Consider the following 19,005-nt stretch of genomic DNA (forward strand, 5'->3'; position numbering starts at 1 on the left):
CGTGTCATGGGGTGATCCGTAGGATGCGGTCGCCTTCGGGGGTCTGGGGGAGGCGGTCCTCGCGGCCGACCTGGTCGCGGTTGGAGGTGGTGACCCATAGGGAGCCGTCTGGGGCTACGGCGATGGTTCGCAGGCGGCCGTGGGTGTTGAGTAGTTTGCGGGGGTCGGTGCCGTCCAGGGTGAGGCGGTAGAGGGTCTGGCCGCGGAGGCAGGCGACGTAGAGGTGGTCGCCGAGGACGGCGATGCCGCTGGGGGAGGCGATGCTGGTGGGGGTCCAGGTGGCGATGGGGTTGGTGAACTGGGGGTTGGTGCTGAAGCCCTCGACTACCGGCCAGCCGTAGTTGCGGCCGGGCTGGATCAGGTTGATCTCGTCATAGGTCTTGGAGCCGAACTCGGAGGCGTACATCCGGCCTTGAGCGTCCCATGCCAGTCCCTGCACGTTGCGGTGGCCGTAGCTCCACACGGCGGAGTTTGCGAACGGGTTGCCGGGTGCGGGTTTGCCGTCGGGGGTCAGGCGCAGGATCTTTCCGCCGAGTGACGCGCGGTCCTGGGCGAACCGGCTTTCGAAGTAGGTTTCGCCGACGCTGGCGTAGAGCATGCCATCGGGGCCGAACGCGAGGCGGCCGCCTTGGTGGAAGCGGGCCCCTTCGCCGCCGGAGACGGGGATGCCGGTCAGGATCGGCTGCGGCGGTTGGCCAAGGTGGAGCCGGGCGATGCGGTTGTCGTTGGTGGCGCTGTAGTAGATGTAGACCCATTTGTCGGTGGCGTAGTTGGGAGATACGGCGATGCCGAGCAGGCCGCCCTCCCCTAGTCGCCGGTCCACCTCGGGGAGTCGTTGCGCCTCGGTGACCTTCCCGTCCGGGGTAACCGACATGATCCGCGCGATGCCGCCCGCGTCGACCGAATCGTCCTGGAAGGTGGGCACCTGGTTGCCGCGTTCGGTGACCAGGGCGGTGCCGTCGGGGAGGAAGGCCAGACCCCAGGGGATGCGCAGGCCGGTGGCGACCGTCCGTACGGCCGAGGCGGGCAGTTCGATCTCGGCGGCGCCGGTGATGGCGGGAGTTGCCGACGACGAGCCGGGGGTGCCTTCCACCAGGGTGTCGCCGTCATCGCCACTGGCACACCCGACAAGGATCGCGCCGGCCAGGGTTAACCCGGCCAGGGCTGCGGCGCTTCGTGCGTACCTGCTCATGAGCGGCTCCTTTGGTAGTAGGGGCCCGGGTCGGTCCTCAAGGGGTGAGGAAGTACGACCAATGCGTTCGCGTGATATTCAGTTAAGCCGCCACTTCGATTTCGACAATATCGACGTCCCCGCTCATTGAGCGTCTTGGCCAGGGACTCGGCGTGAGATGAATTTTGCCACTTCTGATCCGCCGCTGGGAGCGGAGCTGCGGATTGCGGAGTAGATGACATGTGAAATAATTGTGCAGATTAAGGACGAAATTCGTTGAATTGTAGTTTTTCCATCGAGTTCGGTGATCGGATGGCAAACCCTCGGCTTGGGCTGGACGATATGCCCGGACTTGTGTAGTTTCCGGGCATGCCCGTGGTGCGCGAGGGGCAGTCCGATCTGGTCGCCGGTCGCTACCGCCTGGTGCGGGAACTGGGACGCGGGGGCATGGGCGCGGTGTGGCAGGCCCACGATGAGGTGCTGGGGCGTGACGTGGCGCTCAAACGGGTTCTGCTTCCCGACCACGCCGACCGACAGGAGCGTGAGCAGGGGGCACGGCGCATCCTGCGCGAGGCCAGGGCGGCGGCCCGGCTCCGGCATCCATCGGTGATCCGCATCCACGACGTGGTGGAGGATCGGCAGGGACCGTGGATCGTCATGGAGCTACTGGCCGCCGAATCGCTGCAGCAGCGGATCACCCGGACCGGTCCGCTTCCGGAGCGGCAGGTGGCGCGAATCGCCGCCCGGCTCCTGGACGCGTTGCGCGCGGCGCACGCCGCCGGGGTCGTGCACCGGGACATCAAGCCCGGCAACATCCTGCTCGGCGAGGAGGATGAGGTCCTGCTCACCGATTTCGGCATCGCCCATCCCGCGGGCGACCCCGCGATCACCACCAGCGGGGTGATCGTCGGCTCCCCCGCCTACCTGCCGCCGGAACGCCTCCGGGGTGACTCGGGCGACACGGCCGGGGATCTGTGGTCGCTGGGCGCGACACTGTTCGCGGCGGTGGAAGGACAACCCCCCTACAACAGGGCAGAACCGGCCGCTGTCCTGGCCGCCATCCTGACTCACGACCCCGACCCCATGCGGCACGCAAACCTGCTGCGGCCACTCATCCAGGGCCTATTGCGCCGCGACCGGCGCCAGCGACTGAGCATCGAACACGCGCTCGTCCTCCTCGCGGCCACCGGCTTCGAACCGGCGACGGCCAGGTGGCCGGGACGCGGGTGGCCTGCCGCCATCAGCGGTGCGGCGGCGGTGATGACCGCGGTGTCGGCGGTGCTGGTCGCCGTGCTGCCCATCTCGGTGCCGTGGACTTTCCTCACGGCGGCGATGTTCCTGGCCGGTCTGACCCTGCTCGCCCCCGCCCTGCCCGGGCTGCTGCCTCCGGTTGGGCCCTGGCAGCGGCGAGCACTGCTCCCAAGGTGGGGAATGGCGGCGGCGAGCCGGGCTGGGTCCTGGCAGCGGCGGGCACTGCTCGCGGGCGCCTCCATCCCGCTGTGCGGCGCCGTGATCCTGTCCCTGTTCACCGCGCTCGACCTGCTCGGATCCCTCGGTCCCCCACTTCAGGCCGTCATCACCGGCACCAGCCTGTGGCTTGCCTTCATCGGCGCGCTGACCTGGCGGCTCAGCAGAATCGCCGCCGCCGCCCTCCTGTTCAGCGCCACCGCTTACCTGTCGATCGCGCTCCCCGGCCTGTCCCGGCTCTGGTTCGACATCCCCCAGTTGCCGCTGCCCATCGGCTGGCGCTTAGCTCAGCTCGGCGCGTTCGCCGCAGCCGGATGGGCCGGCTGGATCGCCTACCGGCTACTGCGACCACCCACCCGCAGCTGATCTACACGGTTTCGGGGTCGGAGTGCGGTGGCGTCAGGGTGGCTCCCAGGAGGCGCGAAGGGAAAACCCCACGGAGCTCAGAGCGTACCGTCGGTCCGCTTGCCTGAGAGCATCGCATACTTACTCGTACGCCCCGCGCTATCGAGAGCTATCGCGTTCGGGGATCGCCATTCCGGCGCCGGAACGAATAACCTGGATCTCGTGACTGAGCAAAGCGCCGGTGAGATCCACAGGACTCTGCGAGCTTCAGATGCGGACCGCGAGGCGGTGTCGGATCGTCTGCGGGTGGCCGCCGGTGAGGGCCGGATCACCCTGGACGAGCTGGAAGACAGGCTCGAAAGCGTATACGCCGCCAAGACCTACGCCGAGCTTGACACCCTAGTCGTGGATCTTCCGCGAGGCCGGTCGGTGCTGCTGCCCGATGCCCAGGCGCTGGTCCTTGAGACCCGTTCCGGAAAGATCAGGCAGGAGGGTCGCTGGGTGGTGCCCGAGCGGATCACGGCCACGGTCACGATGGGCAACATCACGATCGACTTCACCGAGGCGGTATGCCATCACCGGGAGGTGCGCCTGGAGGCCACCTGCGGGTCGGGAAGAATCATCGTCATCGTGCCGCGCGACTGGATCGCCGTCGTCGACGGGCTCGTCTCGGGGATGGGCCATGTGATCAACAAGGCACCTGGCTCCGCCGACATGAATGTGACGACGACGCTGCGGCTGAGCGGCAAGCTCGGCATGGGTCGTATCAAGATCAGGTATCCAAGCCGCTGAAGTGACGACGCCATTCGGTCCGAAGCGTTCTGGATCGCGCCGGAGGCCCTGGCGCTTCTTGCGCGGGCGGGTCTCGCCCGCATCCTCCGAGGCCGCCACGGGACGAGCGATGCCACACAGCTGGAGAGCGCTCGATGGCGGGCGGCCTCGTCCACGAGATTCAGCCAACCGCATCGCGCGAGGCTGGCGTCACCGCTGTCTCCGGCCGATCGCTTGGTGTGGTACGCCGTGGTACGGCGGGGGTACTATTGAGTCATGGATGCTCAGAGGTCTCGTCCGACCGAGGTGAGCGTGCGCCAGTTCGTCAACGACTCCGGTAGCGTCACGCGCGGCTTGCGCGAGGGGAAGCGGTACATCTTGACGATCAATGGTGAGCCGCTTGCCGAAGTCAAGCCGATCAAGCGTCGCCGGTTCGTTCCCACGGGTGAGGCGCAGGCCGTCTTCGCCACCGCTCCGGCTGTTGACTGGGGCGAGGTACGGGCTGATCTGGACATGGTGATCGATGACGAGCTTCGTGATCCATTCGAGGGGACTGGCCTGTGAGCCGGCATGAGCGAGGCGTTCTGGACACGAACATCGTGGCCGCCTTCAAGCTTTTCGATCCCGCCGAGCTGCCCGTGGAGTCGGCGATCACCACCGTCACGCTCGGTGAGTTGTCGCGCGGGCCGTACGCGACCGATGATCCGGTCAAGCGCGCGGGAAGGATCGCGGTGCTCCAGCATGCCGAGGCGGCGTTCGGTGATCCGCTGCCGTACGACGCCGAGGCGGCCCGGATGTTCGGACAGCTCTGTGCCGTCGTGTACGCGCAAGGCCGGCAGCCACGGAGCCGGACCGCCGACCTGATGATTGCCGCGACAGCCGCCAGCAACGAACTGCCGTTGTTCACCGCGAACCCCAAGGACTTCGACGGCTTGGAACGGCTGGTGGATGTGGTCGCCGTGATGCGCCCTCACGGCGCGACGGGCTAGCCGCAAGGGCGTCCTCAGTGCGCGGCCAGGATCGCGGCGTTGACGAGTTTGGCGGCGCGGTCGGCGGTGCCGAATCCCGGGCGGGGGCCCGAGTAGTACAGGGACGCTGTCACGTTGGCGGTTTTGAACATGACGGTCGTCTGGTGGTAGCCGTCGGCTTGGCGGGTCCAGCTGTAGGTGGCGTCGCCGACGGTCCGGGTGGCCCGCAGGCGGGTGGCGGGATAACGTTTGGGCTCGTCCTCCATGGTCGCCCGGGTCATGTCGTACGCCGACTGGGTGACTTCCATTGTCGTGAACTGGGTCTTCTGCAAGTTGATGAACGCGGTGTTGCCGGGCCCCGTCCACATGCACGAGTCGTGGGTCTGGAACTGGCGCTTGACCGCACCGCCCAGGAGAATCCGCGCCTGGGCCGGGGTGAGCAGGTCACACGCTTCGGGATTACCGAGGAGCAGCGGAGTCGCCTGGGCCGTGGGTTCTGACGTGGGTTCTGACGATGGCTCGCCGGTCCCGGGCGCGGTGGCGGAGCTGCTCGTGCGTGGAGTGTCGGCGAATGACGGGATCAGGTCGCCGCGCCACACGACCACGCCGGTGACGGCGAGCAATGTCACCCCCAGGACGCCGCCGACGATGAGCGGCGCCGGGGAGCGACGGCGCGGGGCCGGCTGGGCGGGCATGGTGGGGCCGGTGGGGATCCCGCCTCCGGCGATCGCCTGAAACTGGGCGGCGGCATAGCCGGGCGGGCAGCGGCGCGCCGGGTCCTTCTCCAGGATCGCGGCCAGTACGGGCGCCAGCGGCCCCGCCAGCCGCATCGGATGCGGCTCGTGCATCAGCACCGCGGCCATGATCGCCGCGGGGTTCTCCCGATGGAACGCCGTGGTCCCCTCGACGGCCGTGTACAACGTGGCGCCCAGCGACCACAGATCCGCCAGCGGCCCGTCAGGCTCGCCACGCAGGCGTTCTGGAGCCATATATCCGGGCGAACCGCTCAGCAGCCCGGTCTGCGTCAGGGCCACGTCGCCCGCCACGGTCGCGATGCCGAAGTCGGTGAGCAGGACCCGGCCCTGGCCGGTGATCAGCACGTTGCCCGGTTTGACGTCCCGATGCAGGATGCCCATGGAATGCGCGGCGTTGAGCGCGTCCAGCATGGTCAGCCCGATCTCGGCCACCCGCTGCGGCGGCAGCGGCCCACTGGTACGGACGATCTTGTCAAGGGACTGCCCCCGGACCAGCTCCATGATGATCCACGGACGCCCGCCGTCCAGGACCACGTCGTGCACGGTCACGATCGAGGGGTGGGAACGCAGCCGCGCGGCGGCGCGGGCTTCGCGCAGGGTGCGCTCGCGCATCTCCACCAGCTGGGCTTCGCCGAGGTCGGGCGGTAGCAGCACTTCCTTGATCGCGACCTCTTGGCGGAGGAGTTCGTCCATGGCGTGCCAGACCGTGCCCATGCCACCCTGGCCGATGGGCGAAATAAGCCGGTACCGTTCGGCGAGCAGGGTCACTTCGCGAATCCCCACATTGGTCGGGGATCGGTAAAGTCCGCCACGGCGTTTCTCCTCAGGTGTTTCCGGCGGGTCAAACCGTACTTCATCACACGGTCCCGGCTCATCCTGAAGGAGCGAAGTTCTAGTGGTGGACCCTTCTGTGGTGCTTTATCAGGGCGGCCACGCCCGCCGCGACGGCGGCGGCGGTCACGTAGCGGGCGCGGTGCTTTCGCGGCGGCGTTTCGGAGGCCGGCCGGGCAGGGGTGGTCTCCGGTGGTGTGTTATGCCGGGTGTGGGCGGCGACGACGTCGTTGACAGGAGGCGCTTCGTTCATGCGCCTGGCACTCTCGGCTAGGTCGTCGGATATGTCGGGCCGGCGTGGTGGTTCGATCGGCGGCCAGATCAGCATGGCGGGTGTCGGGTCGGCGGTGGACGGCGCCGCCGCCTCCGGCCGGGTGGTCGCCGCCGGCCGAATCTGGGGCACGTTGAGCGAGAGCGAGACACTGTCCGGCAGTCGCTGCCCCATCTCCGCCCGCCGCGCTCCCACTTTGCCTGCCGTAACCGGCTCGGCCACCGCTCTCGGGTCAGTATCGGTCATCGACACACCCTCCCCTCGGCAATATCCACCTTTATGGTGGTTTAGTCCCCTACTAGGCCACCTACCCACGCTTCCCAGGCGAAACCATCGGGCCGGGCGAATGTAATTTTCATGCACCCGGCCTTTACCGTCCGCCCGGCCGGGAATCTTCCCAGATCCGGAGATCCCCGCAGGGAGTGGGCGCAAGTTCCTCACGCCAACAGGTGGCTGGAACGTCGTGTGATGGATACCGTGACGGAGAACTCGCGCTGGTTCCGCCCGCGGTAAGGGTGGGAGCGTTCCCATAGGTGCGCGAGTTCGAGTGGAACGGGGTTGCTTTTGTGGCTCCGTGTTTTTGGTCTGCCGATATTGGTCGTGCCGGAACAAGTAAAACCGTACCAAGCAAGATGGGAGCGCTCCCAGTGTTTCGTGCCCGTGGAGTTCATCCGGGGATCATGCCGTGACGCGGGCCGAACTCTCGCCTGCCCAGCGTTCCCGGCTCGCGCAACGGTTCCGGCAAGGGGCCCCGGCGCTGTCGATCCAGCGGCGCGCCGCGGACACGCCTCCCCCGCTGTCGTACGCCCAGGAGCGCCTCTGGTTCCTGGAGCAGTACGCCCCCGACACCCCCGCCTACACCGTCCCTTTCGCCGTCCGGGTGGACGACGCGATCGACGAAGAGGCGATGGCCAAAGCGCTCAAGGACCTGACCGCCCGGCATGAGGCCCTGCGGATGCGGTTCACCGCCACCGAGGACGGCGAGCCGCAGGTCCTGCTCGACGGCCCCGACGCCGAGTTCGACGTGGACGACAACCTGTCGCGGCTGCAGCGGGAGCTGGACCGGCCCTTCGACCTGGAGCGCGGGCCGCTGATCCGGGTACTCGTGATCAAGCTTTGCGCGAGCGAGTCGGTGCTGCTGCTGTCCATGCATCACAGCGTCACCGACGGCTGGTCGTGCGACATCGCGATGGAGGAGCTGTTCGCGCTCTACACCGCCAGGCGGGCGGGGACTGAGGCGCGGCTGGCGCCGATCGCCGTGCAGTACGGCGACTACGCGCGCTGGCAGCGGGACCGCTCGCACGACAAGGACGTCGCCTACTGGCGGGGGCAGCTGGCGGGGCTGCCGCCGCTGGACCTGCCGACCGACTTTCCCCGGCCGCCGGAACAGCGGTGGGAGGGGGCGGCGAGTGACGTCTGGGTGGACGCCGAGCTGACCGAGGCGCTGACCCTGCTCGGGCGTAAGCACGGCGCAACCAGGTATATGACGATGCTGGCCGCGTTCCAGGTGCTGCTGTCGCGGTTCTCCGGGCAGGAGGATTTCGCGGTCGGGTCGCCGGTGTCGGGGCGGGATCTGCCGGAGCTTGAGCGGATGGTGGGGGTTTTCATTAACTCGCTGCCGATGCGTGCGGACCTGTCCGGGGATCCGACGTTCGCGGAGTTGCTGGGGCGGACCCGGGAGACGGCGCTGGACGCGTACACGCACCAGGAGTTGCCGTTCGACCGGCTGGTGACCGAGCTGGCGGTCGAGCGGGACGTGTCCCGGCCGCCGGTGTTCCAGGTGCTGTTCTCGCTGCACAACTACCGGTCGAGCGGGCTGAAGACGCCGGGTCTGACGCTGGAGGCGTTTCCGGTTCCGACGGTTTCCAGCAGGTTCGACCTGGCGCTGTATCTGTTCGAGACGCCGGGCGGGCTGACGGGGACGTTCATCTATTCCACGGCGCTGTTCCGGCCCGCGACGATGGAGCGGCTGAACGCGTGTTTCGGCAGGCTGCTGCGGTCGATCGTGGCCGATCCTGACGTGCGGATCTCGGCGCTGGACATGCTCGCGGAGGAGCAGGCCGCCGAGGTCCTGGCGTTCGGGGCGAGTGAGCCGGCGACGCCGTTCACATCGGCGGGAACATTGCACGAGGCGATTTCCTCGCAAGCCGCTCGTACGCCCCTGACCACGGCGGTCGTCTGCGGCGAGAAGTCGCTGACCTACGCGGAGCTGGACGGGCTCGCCGAAGGGCTGGCGAACCGGCTGCTGCGGCTGGGGGCGGGGCCGGGAAGCCGGGTGGGGATCTGCCTGGAGCAGTCGGTGGAGTCGGCGGTGGCGGTGCTCGGCGTGCTCAAATCGGGCGCGGCGTATCTGCCGCTGGATCCCGAACATCCGCGGGAGCGGCTCGCGTTCGTGTTGTCGGACGCGGGGGCGGAGCTGGTTGTCACGGACAGCACGCTGCTCGACCGCCTTCCTGGTGGGGTCAGCCCGGTCCTGGTCGGCGAAGGGTTGAACGGGGCGAACATCGACCGAGGCGCTGGAAGCGCGGATCTCGCGTATGTGATCTACACCTCCGGGACGACCGGGCGGCCGAAGGGTGTCGCCGTTCAGCATCGCGAAGTCATGACATATCTGGCGGGCGTGCACGAACGTTTCGGGATAGAACCGGGCGCGTCATACGCGCTGCTGCAATCGCTGGCGTTCGACTTCGCGGTGACGGTCTTCTACCTGTGCCTGATGACCGGCGGCACCCTCAACCTGATCCCCTCCCGCACAGCAGGCCCCGATTTAGCCGCATATTTCCGGAGAAAACCGGCGGACTATCTCAAGATCACGCCATCACATCTGGCCGCGCTGTCCGCCGACACGCCACCCGCCGAACTGCTCCCCCGGCGGCTGCTGATCCTCGGCGGCGAGGCGGCCGACGCCACGTGGGCAAGCGAACTCGCCCAGATCTGCCCGGTCGTCAACCACTATGGCCCGACCGAAGCCACGGTGGGCGTCACCACGTACAAGATCGAAGGCCCGCACGACCACGGCACGCTCCCCATCGGCAAACCCCTCCCGGGCGCGCGCGTGCACGTCCTTGACCGGCACCTGCGCCCCGTCCCCGTGGGCGTCCCCGGCGAGGTCTATCTCGGCGGCCCCCGCCTGGCCCGCGGCTACCTGAACAGAGCGGCGCTCACCGCCGAGAACTTCCTCCCCGACCCGTACGGCGAGCCCGGCGCCCGCATGTACCGCACCGGCGACCTGGCCCGCTGGCTGCCCTCCGGCGACCTGGACTTCCTCGGCCGCCGCGACCACCAGCTCAAAATCCGCGGCTACCGCGTCGAACCCGCCGAGATCGAAGCCGTCATCGGCGGCGCCTGCGTAGTCGTCCCCCGCAACGGCCGCCTGATCGCCTACCTCACCGGCGACCCAGTCCCCGACGAGGACCTCCGCGACCGCCTGGCACGAACCCTCCCCGACTACATGATCCCCACCCAGTTCATCTGGCTGGCCGAACTCCCCCTCAAATCCCACGGCAAGATCGACCGCGACAAACTCCCCGAACTCGCCGCGCTCCCAGCGGGCGAGCACATCCCCCCGGCCACCGAATCCGAGCGGATCGTCGCCGCCATCTGGGCCGACCTGCTCGACGCCGAGCGAGTCGGCGCGCTCGACGACTTCTTCACTCTCGGCGGCCACTCGCTGCTGGCCATGCGCGTGATCGCCCGCCTCCGCAAGGCCGTGCCACACCGGACCGTGACCGTACTCGACCTGTTCAAACACCGCACCGTACGCGACCTGGCCCGCCTCCTCGACACCGGCGACAGCGGCCCGAAACGTTTCCTCCACCGGTTCACACCACCCCGGAAGCTGACAAAAGGCACCCTCGTCTGCGCGCCGTACGGCGGTGGCAGCGCGGTCATCTACAAACCGCTGGCCGACGTGATGCCGGCCGACTGGCAGCTCCTCTCCATCGCCGTCCCCGGCCACGAGCTGGGCGAACAGGGTCGCCCGATCCCGGAGGTCGCCGACGGCTGCGTGGCGGAGATCCTGGAGAACGTCCAAGGCCCGCTCGTCCTGTACGGCCATTGCGGCCTGGGCGTCATGCTCACCGTGGACATCGCCCGCAAGCTGGAGGCGGCCGGCCGCGAGGTGGACGCCGTCTACCTGGGCGGAATCTTCCCGTTCGGCCGCCCGAGGGGCCGCCTGGCCGGGCTCTCCCGCGTCATGGAGCGCCTGCGCAGCGACCAGATCTGGGCCAACGCCCTGCAAGCGGCCGGCCTGGACCTCGACGACCTCGAACCCGCCCAGCTCAAGCTCGTGATCGAGAACCGCAGGCGGGGCACCCGCGAGGCCGAGCAGTACTTCACGAACCTGTTCGAGCAGGGCATCGCGCGCCTGCGCGCCCCCGTCATCTCGGTGGCGGGCGAGCGCGACCCGGCCTGCGAGTTCTACCAGGAGCGCTACCGCGAGTGGCATCTGCTGAGCGACTGCGCCGCCGGGGTGGTACTCGACGAAGCCGGGCACTTCTACCTGAAGTACCGCGCCGAGGAGCTGGCCGCGATCGTCACCGGCACCCACCGGGCGATCGCGGCGGACGCCACAGAGCCGCTCCGCCGTACCGAGCGGTCCACCTGGTGGCTGCAGGGCCTGTCCCGCAAGGACGTGGCGGCCGACGAGGACGGGCTCGCGCTCGGCCCCAGCCCGAGCATGCGCCGCTTCTTCGCCGTCGCCGCCGGGCAGCTGATCTCGTGGACGGGCTCGGCGCTGACCGACTTCGCCATCCCGGTGTGGATCTACATCACCACCGGGTCGCTCGCCGACTTCACCATGTTCGCGGTGCTCGGGCTGGTGCCCGGCATGCTGGTGTCGCCGCTGGCCGGGGCGATCGTGGACCGGTACGACCGGCGCACCATCATGATCCTCGGCGATCTGGCCGCGGGCGGGGTGCAGCTGATCCTGGGCGTCCTGGCGTGGACCGGCAACCTCCAGGTGTGGCATATCTATCCGCTGATCGTGGCGCTGTCGCTGGCGCTCACGTTCCAGCGGTTCGCGTACATGTCGGCGGTCCCGCAGCTGGTGCCCAAGCAGTACCTGGGCCACGCCAACGGCGTCGTGGCGACCGTGAGCGGGTCGGCCATGCTGCTGGTGCCGCTGCTGGCGGTGGGGCTGCTGTCGGTGATCGGCCTCGGCGGCATCCTGGCGCTGGACGTGTTCAGCTACGTGGTGGCGACCCTCGTGGTGGTCTTCGTCCGGTTCCCCAGGACGATGGCGTGGCGGCGCAGGGAGGGGCTGCTCGCCGAGATCGCGGGCGGCGTCCGGCACTCGTGGGGCAACGTCAGCTTCCGGGCCATGCTGCTCTGGTTCGCGGTGCTCAACGTGTTCCTCGCGCCGCTGTGGCTGATGTTCACGCCGCTGGTGCTGTCCTTCGCGGCGCTGGCCGACATCGTGCGGGTGTCGCTGGCCGGCGGAGTGGGCGGCCTGCTCGGCGGCCTGGTGATGAGCGTCTGGGGCGGGCCGCGCAAACACCGGCTGCGCGGGGTGTTCCTGGCCACGCTGGGCTTCGCGGTGTTCTGCGGGGTGGTGGGGGCCCGCTCGGACCTGACCCTGATCGCGGCGGGCGCGTTCGGCATGGCGTTCTGCATGACCCTGATCAACGGCCAGTACGCGACGATCATCCAGGTCAAGGTGCCGCAGCGGTTCCACGGCCGGGTGATCGCGCTGAACACGCTGGTGGCCTGGTCGACCCTGCCGTTCGGCTACATCGTGGTCGTGCCGTACGGGTCGGAGCTGTTCAAGCACATCGGCGAGGCGGCCGGCGTCGGCGCGGACCGCGGCATCGGCCTGCTCTATCTGGTCTGCGGCCTGGCGATCGCGGTCATCGCGCTGGCCGCGCTGCGGATCAGGAGGCTGGCCCGTTTCGACGAGGAGGTGCCGGACGCGGTGCCCGATGACCTGGTTGGCACACAGGCGCTGAAGCGCCGGCTCGAGAAGGTCGCGTCATGACCCCCGAGGATCGCGCGGAGCTGGTCAAGCGGCTGGCGGAGCTGCCGCAGGCGCGGCGGGAGGCGCTGCGCAGATCGCTGGCCGAGCAGGCGGACGGCATGGCTTGGCCGCTCTCCTCCGGCCAGGAGCGGCTGTGGTTCCTCAGCAGGTTCGACCCGGCCGACACCGGCTACCACATGATGTGGCATGTCCGGCTGCACGGCGCGGTGGACCACGCGGGGCTGGTCTGGGCGTTCTCCCGGATCGTGGCCAGACACGAGGTGCTGCGCACCCGGTTCCTGCTGCGGGGCGACCGGCCGGCGCAGGTGGTACGGGAGCCGGCGCAGGTGCCGGTGGAGCGGATGGACGGCGGCGAGCAGGCGGTGGTCGGGTTCGTCAACCGGCCCTTCGACCTGAGCAGGGACCTGCCGATCCGGGTGGCGCTGATCGCCGACGGGGACGCGCACCTGCTCTGCATGGTGATCCACCACATCGCCGGCGACGCCTGGTCGCTCGACGTGCTCATGCGCGAGCTGGCCGAATGTTATGCCGCCTACCGGGAAGGCCGGGAAGCCGACCTGCCCGCCCTCCCCCTGCAATACCGGCATTTCGCGGTGTGGGAGCGGAAGCGGCAGGACCCGCGCGCCCTGGAGTGGTGGGCCGAGTGGCTCGCCGGGGTGCCGCCCTTGGACCTGCCCACCGACCGGCCGCGGCCGAGGCGGTGGAGCGGGCGGGCGGTTCGCCAGTACGTCTCGGTGCCCGACGACGCCGCGACCAGGCTGGAGGAGCTGGCCAAGCAGGAGCGCTGCACCCAGTTCATGGCGCTCGTGGTGGCGTTCCAGGCGAGCATGGGCATGCTGGCCGGGCAGGAGGACTTCTGCGTGGGCGTGCCGGTGCACGGGCGGGGCCGGGCCGAGTTCGCGCCGCTGATCGGCTGCTTCTCCAACACGATCGCACTGCGCGCCGACCTGTCCGGCGACCCGACCTTCCGGGAGCTGCTGCGCCGGGCCAAGGGGCCGTTCCTGCGGGCGCTGCAGAACTCCGACACACCGTTCGAGCGGGTGCTGAACGCGGTCCAGCCGCCCCGGGACCTGAGCCGCCCGCCGCTCTGCCAGGTGGTGTTCAACCTGACCCACGATCTGCCGAAGGCCGACCTGTTCCGTACCACGCTGGGCGATCTGCGGGTGGAGACGTGCGAGCCGCTGCGGGTCACCCAGGCCAGGGCGGAGATCTTCGGGGAGATCTACCGGGACGCCGGCGGCGTCGGCGGCTGGCTCGAATACAACAGCGACCTGTTCTCCGCCGAGACGGGACACCTGATCGGGGAGACCTTCACCCGCCTGGTCCATCGGGCGGGCAAGCACCCCGATCTGCGTCTATCCCATCTGAAAGGCATGTGAGTTGACTTCCTCCCCATGGCCGAAGCCGGAGGATTCCAGCCCTCGCAGGCTGGACTTTCCTGCTTCACCGGCGACCGCCCCCGGGACGAACCCAAGCCGAGGTCTTACACAGCCTCCACAGGCATCACATCCCGCCAGCCCGGCGGTAGGTCCGGTGGCTTGGTTCTCACTACCGGACAGGACACAGCGTACCAAGCGAAGGGAAGTCCGATGACCCTTTTGGCGCGATGGCGTGACCTGACCCCGGACGCGGTCGCGGTGAGCGGCCCCGGCGGGGACCTGACCTACGCCGAGCTGCATCGCCGGGTGAGCGCGCTGGCGGGGGTCCTGCGCGGGCGCGGGGTCCGGCCGGAGGTGCCGGTCGGCCTCTGCCTGGAGCGGACCACCGGCATGCTGGTCGCGGTGCTGGCGGTGTGGGCGGCGGGCGGCGCGTACGTGCCGCTCGACCCGGCCTTCCCGGAGGACCGGCTGCGGCTGATGCGCGAGGACGCGGGAATCCGGCTGGTGCTGACCCAGCCGGGCGTGGACGAGCGGCTGGTCGCGGGCGTGCCCGAGGTGCTGACGATCAGCGAGGGCGGGCTGGCGGCGCAGGACGCCGAGCCGGGCCTCTGGCCGCACGGCGATCTGGCGTACCTGATGTACACCTCGGGCTCGACCGGCCGCCCGAAGGGGGTGGCGGTCCCGCACCGCGCGGTCACCCACCTGATCGAGTCGTTCGCGGACACGCTGAAGCCGGCCCCCGGCGACGTCTGGCTGGCGGTGACGACCCTGTCGTTCGACATCTCCGTGCTCGAGCTGCTGCTGCCGCTGGCCTGCGGCGCCCGGGTGGTGATCGCGGCGGACACCGCCGACGGCAAGGCGCTGCGCGAGCTGGCGATCGCCCAGGGGGCGACGATCATGCAGGCCACCCCGGCCGGCTGGCGGGTCCTGCTCGAATCCGGCGGCGTGCCGGAACAGATCGCGACCCGCCTGTGCGGCGGGGAGGCGCTGCCTCGCGACCTCGCCGACGCGCTGCTCGCCGACGGAGTGCGGCTGTGGAACGTGTACGGCCCCACCGAGACCACGGTCTGGTCCGCCGCGGGCCTGGTCGCGCCGGCGCCCGCCCCGGTCACCCTCGGCGACCCGGTCGGCGACACCGGCCTGTACGTGCTCGCCGAGGACGGCTCCCCCGCCGAGGAGGGCGAACTGCACATCGGCGGCGCGGGCGTGGCCCGCGGCTACCGCGGCCTGCCGCGCATGACGGCCGCGCGGTTCCGGCCCGACCCGTTCAGCCCGCGTCGCGGCGCCCGCATGTACGCCACCGGCGACCTGGTCCGCCGCACCGGGGCCGGTCTGGAATACCTCGGCCGGGCCGACCAGCAGGTCAAGGTGCGCGGCTTCCGCATCGAGCTCGGCGAGATCGAGACCGCGCTGCGCTCCGGCGTCGAGGTACGCCAGGCCGCCGCGGCCGTCCACCCCGGCCCGGACGGCACGCTCCGGCTGGTCGCGTACGTGGTGCCGCGGGACGCCGACCCCGGCGCGCTCTGGCCGGTGCTGCGCGAGCGGCTGCGCAGAACGCTGCCGGAATACATGGTGCCCGCGCACCTGGTCGTGCTCGAGGCACTGCCGCTCACCCCCAACGGCAAGCTCGACCGGGCCGCGCTGCCACCGCCCGCCTGGACCAGGGTGGGCACCGTCCCCTACCGGGAGCCGGCTACCCCGGTCGAGCAGGAGCTGGCCGCCATCTGGGGGGAGGTGCTCGGCGTGGCCGAGCCGATCGGCGCCGACGACGACTTCTTCGACCTGGGCGGGCACTCGCTGGCCGCCACCCAGATCATCGCCAAGATCCAGGCGCGGTTCGCCATCGTGGTGCCGATCGTGCTGCTCTTCGAGCATTCCACGGTCGCCGCCCTGGCCCGCGAGATGGAGCTGTTCGACCCGGACGAGCTGGACCTGGACGAGGTGGCCGCGCTCCGCGACCAGCTGGACGGGCTGAGCGCCGAGGACCTGGCCGCCATCTTCGACGACCTGGCGGCCGGGTCATGAAAGCGCCCCTCTCCCCCGCCCAGGAGCGCCTGTGGGTGCTCCAGCGGCTGAAGCCCGACAACTCCGCCTACAACTGCCATCTGGTACGGCGGCTGCGCGGCCCGCTCCACCGGGCCGCCGTGGACCGCGCGGTCGCCCTGGTCGCGGCCCGGCACGAGAGCCTGCGCACCCGCTTCGTCGACGAGGAAGGCGTGCCGTGGGCGGTGGCGGGCCCGCCACCCACGGTGGATTGGCGGCGGGCGGGCAGTGAGGCCGAGGCGGAGGAGCTGGTCGCCGAGCTGGTGGGGCGCCCGTTCGACCTGTCGGCGGGGCCGCCGGTGCGGATCTCGATGATCGAGCTCGGGCCGCTGGAGCACGTGCTGTGCGTGGTACCGCACCACATCATCGTGGACGGCTGGTCGCTGCAGATCCTCCTGGCCGACCTGGCCGAATGTTACGACGCCTCGGTCGCGGGGCGGGAGCCCAGGCTGGCGCCGCTGCCGATCCAGCCCAGCGACTACGCGCGCTGGCAGCGCAGGCGGGACGAGCGCGCGGTGCCGTTCTGGCTGGAACGCCTGGCCGATCCGCCGCCGCCCGACCTGCCGTTCCGTGCGGTGGGAGCGGCGAGCGGGCGGGGCGGATTCCATCTGATGGAGATTCCGCCTGAGGTGGTGCGCGGGCTTGAGCGGGTGGGCAGGGAGCGGCGGGCGACGCTGTTCATGGTGCTCACGGCCGCCTACATGGCCCTGATCTCCCGGCATACCGGGCAGCGTGACGTGCTGGTGGGCACGGCGGTGGCGGCCAGGGAACGGGCCGGGCTTGAGGCGATCGTCGGGTTCGTCTCGCAGGTCGTGGCGCTGCGCGGGGATCTGAGCGACGATCCGGGCTTCGCCGAGCTGGTGGATCGGACCCGGGCGGACGCGGTGACGGCGCTCGGCCGGCCGGGCGTGCCGTTCGAGCGGTTCGCGCAGCCCGCCGAGACGCTGGTGCCGAGCCTGTTCATCCTGCACAACCAGACACCGGGCAAGGACGGCTCGTTCGGCGGGCTCACCATGAGCCAGTTCGAGTCGGGGTACCGGCAGGCCAAGGTGGACCTCAACATCGACGCCTGGCATGACGGCAGCCGGATCCTGATCTCGTTCAATTACGACACCGCGCTGTTCCGCGAGGCCGATGTCCGGCTGATGGGCGAACGTTTCCTGCGGCTGCTGGAGTCGGCGGCGGCGGATCCTCGGGTGCCGGTGTCGCGGCTGGCGATGGCGGATCCGGTGGCCGCTCCGGTGGTGGAGCCGGTACGGGAGGCCGCGTTCGCGCTGGGTGGGGAGCCCGACGCGGTCGCGTTGATCTGCGGGGACGAGCGGGTGACGTACGGGGAACTCGACACGCGAGTGGAGGAGATCGCCCGAGGGCTCTCTGGGGTACGGCCCGGGGATCTTGTGGGGGTATGCCTGCCGAGGTCGGTGGAGGCGATCGCGACGTTGCTGGCGGTGTGGCGATTGGGGGCCGCGTATCTGCCGCTGGATCCTGACGATCCGGATGATCGCATCGCGTTGCTGGCCGAACCCGCGCACTGGATCGTCACCTCCGAAGGCGTCACTCAAGGTGCGGGCACTCTCCGGTATTCGGGGGCCGCGTATGTGATTCCCACGTCGGGGACAACCGGAGTCCCCCGTGGGGTGATCGCGGAGCGGGCCGGGGTTGAGGCGCGGGTCGCGTGGATGCGGGAGGCGTACCAGATCGGGCCGCGGGATCGGGTGGTGCAGTTCTCGGCGCTGAGTTTCGACGCGCATGTGGAGGAGGTGTTTCCGGCGCTGGCGGCGGGGGCGGCGCTGGTGCTGCTGCCCGACGGGGCGGCCACGCTGCCGGATCTGCTGCGGTCGGGGCCGGAGGTGACCGTGCTGGATCTGCCTACCGCGTACTGGCATCGGCTGGTGGACGTGCTCGACGAGATCGCCTGGCCGCCGGGGCTGCGGCTGGTGGTCCTGGGCGGCGAGCAGGTCATGGCGGCGTCGGTGGAGCGGTGGCGTGATCGGTTCGGGGATACGGTGCGGCTGGTCAACTCGTACGGGCCGACCGAGGGGACGGTGATCGCGACCATCGCCGACCTGGGGGCGGAGGACGCGCGGCGGAGGCCGTCCATCGGGGCGGCCATCGGCGGGGCGTCGGCGGTGGTGCTCGACGATCAGGGTTTGGCGGCGCCGGCCGGGGTGGTGGGCGAGCTCGCTCTTGGCGGGGTCGGGGTGGCGCGCGGTTATGTCGGGCTGCCGGGGTTGACCGCGAGCCGGTTCGTGCCGGATCCGTACAATCCGGGCGGACGGCGGTATCTCACCGGGGATCGGGCGCGGTGGCGGAGCGACGGGCAGCTGGAGTTCCTCGGGCGGACGGACGACCAGCTCAAGGTGCGCGGATTCCGGATCGAACCGGGTGAGGTCGAGAGCCATCTGCTGGCCCATCCCGAGGTGGCGCAGGCGTATGTGACGGCGCGGCAGGACGATCTCGTGGCCTACTACGCGGGCACCGCCGATCCGGCGGACCTGCGGGCCGATCTGGTGGCGCGACTGCCCCGGCAGCTGGTGCCGACCGTGTGGGCCCGGATGGACGCGCTGCCGCTCACCAAGGGCGGCAAGGTCGACCGGGCGGCGCTGCCGGAGCCGGGCAGGCCGGGGGCGGCCGAGCGGGTGCTGCCGCGTACCGACGCGGAGGGGTTCGTGGCCGCCATCTGGTGCGGGCTGCTGGGAGTGCCCGAAGTAGGAGTGTTCGAGGACTTCTTCGAGCTGGGCGGGCATTCGCTGCTGGCGACCCGGATGGCGGCCAGGATCCGGGCCGGGCTCGGGGTGGAGGTGCCGATCCGCACCCTGTTCGACAAGAGCACGGTGGCGGAACTCGCCGAGGTCCTGGAGGATCTGCTGCTGGCCGAGATGGCGGAGGATTGACTGCTCCCCGCCCTGAAGGACGGGGATTCCTGGCTCAAGCTGCCTGCCGGGACGACGTCCCGGCAGGTCTTACGCCATCAACACCAGCCGGGGCCAGACCAGCCCGGGCGAGCATCACGTAGGCGGAGTTCTTGTC

11 protein-coding genes are annotated in these 19,005 nt (G+C 70.1%); 8 read left to right on the plus strand and 3 right to left on the minus strand.

Features of this window, described 5'->3' with window-relative positions; translation table 11 throughout:
* Positions 1 to 4: 4 nt before the first annotated feature.
* A complete protein-coding gene (locus ABGB08_RS33450; protein ID WP_347598557.1) occupies positions 5 to 1,192 on the minus strand; it encodes a PQQ-dependent sugar dehydrogenase in 1,188 nt (395 codons plus the stop codon).
* A gap of 348 nt (positions 1,193 to 1,540) precedes the next feature.
* On the opposite strand from ABGB08_RS33450, the gene ABGB08_RS33455 reads away from it, so the two are divergent.
* The 4 genes from ABGB08_RS33455 to ABGB08_RS33470 all read left to right on the plus strand — a co-directional run bounded on the left by ABGB08_RS33455 (position 1,541) and on the right by ABGB08_RS33470 (position 4,743).
* Positions 1,541 to 3,004 carry a serine/threonine-protein kinase gene (locus tag ABGB08_RS33455; RefSeq protein ID WP_347598560.1) on the plus strand — a complete coding sequence of 488 codons (1,464 nt, stop codon included), beginning with the start codon at positions 1,541 to 1,543 and terminating at the stop codon, positions 3,002 to 3,004.
* A 201-nt stretch (positions 3,005 to 3,205) separates the two neighbouring features.
* Positions 3,206 to 3,775 (plus strand): DUF1707 domain-containing protein, encoded by a 570-nt coding sequence (locus ABGB08_RS33460; protein ID WP_347598563.1) that lies wholly within the window; start codon positions 3,206 to 3,208, stop codon positions 3,773 to 3,775.
* Between the two features lie 291 nt (positions 3,776 to 4,066).
* Entirely contained in the window at positions 4,067 to 4,318 is a 252-nt protein-coding gene (locus ABGB08_RS33465; RefSeq protein WP_347598566.1) for a hypothetical protein, read from the plus strand.
* Positions 4,315 to 4,743, plus strand: a complete 429-nt coding sequence (locus ABGB08_RS33470; protein ID WP_155343830.1) for a type II toxin-antitoxin system VapC family toxin — start codon at positions 4,315 to 4,317, stop codon at positions 4,741 to 4,743. The genes ABGB08_RS33465 and ABGB08_RS33470 overlap by 4 nt, the downstream gene beginning before the upstream one ends.
* 14 nt (positions 4,744 to 4,757) lie before the next feature.
* Here ABGB08_RS33470 and ABGB08_RS33475 read toward each other — a convergent pair whose 3' ends face one another.
* Together ABGB08_RS33475 and ABGB08_RS33480 are read right to left on the minus strand one after the other, a co-directional pair.
* Entirely contained in the window at positions 4,758 to 6,245 is a 1,488-nt protein-coding gene (locus ABGB08_RS33475) for a protein kinase (RefSeq protein ID WP_347598569.1), read from the minus strand.
* A 124-nt stretch (positions 6,246 to 6,369) separates the two neighbouring features.
* On the minus strand, positions 6,370 to 6,825 hold the full coding sequence (locus ABGB08_RS33480; RefSeq protein WP_347598572.1) for a hypothetical protein: 456 nt from the start codon (positions 6,823 to 6,825) through the stop codon (positions 6,370 to 6,372).
* A gap of 439 nt (positions 6,826 to 7,264) precedes the next feature.
* Here ABGB08_RS33480 and ABGB08_RS33485 point away from each other — a divergent pair, with 439 nt between their 5' ends.
* From ABGB08_RS33485 to ABGB08_RS33500, 4 genes are all read left to right on the plus strand, one after another.
* Positions 7,265 to 12,553, plus strand: a complete 5,289-nt coding sequence (locus tag ABGB08_RS33485) for an amino acid adenylation domain-containing protein (protein WP_347598575.1) — start codon at positions 7,265 to 7,267, stop codon at positions 12,551 to 12,553.
* Positions 12,550 to 13,932: a condensation domain-containing protein gene (locus tag ABGB08_RS33490; protein WP_347598578.1), complete on the plus strand. Its 1,383-nt coding sequence runs from the start codon at positions 12,550 to 12,552 to the stop codon at positions 13,930 to 13,932. Before ABGB08_RS33485 ends, ABGB08_RS33490 begins: the two co-directional genes overlap by 4 nt.
* 210 nt (positions 13,933 to 14,142) lie before the next feature.
* Positions 14,143 to 15,957 (plus strand): non-ribosomal peptide synthetase, encoded by a 1,815-nt coding sequence (locus tag ABGB08_RS33495; protein WP_347598581.1) that lies wholly within the window; start codon positions 14,143 to 14,145, stop codon positions 15,955 to 15,957.
* Positions 15,954 to 18,869 carry a condensation domain-containing protein gene (locus ABGB08_RS33500; RefSeq protein ID WP_347598584.1) on the plus strand — a complete coding sequence of 972 codons (2,916 nt, stop codon included), beginning with the start codon at positions 15,954 to 15,956 and terminating at the stop codon, positions 18,867 to 18,869. The genes ABGB08_RS33495 and ABGB08_RS33500 overlap by 4 nt, the downstream gene beginning before the upstream one ends.
* The last annotated feature ends 136 nt before the right edge of the window (positions 18,870 to 19,005 follow it).

Source organism: Acrocarpospora sp. B8E8, assembly GCF_039871605.1.
Classification (GTDB): Bacteria; Actinomycetota; Actinomycetes; order Streptosporangiales; family Streptosporangiaceae; genus Acrocarpospora; species Acrocarpospora macrocephala.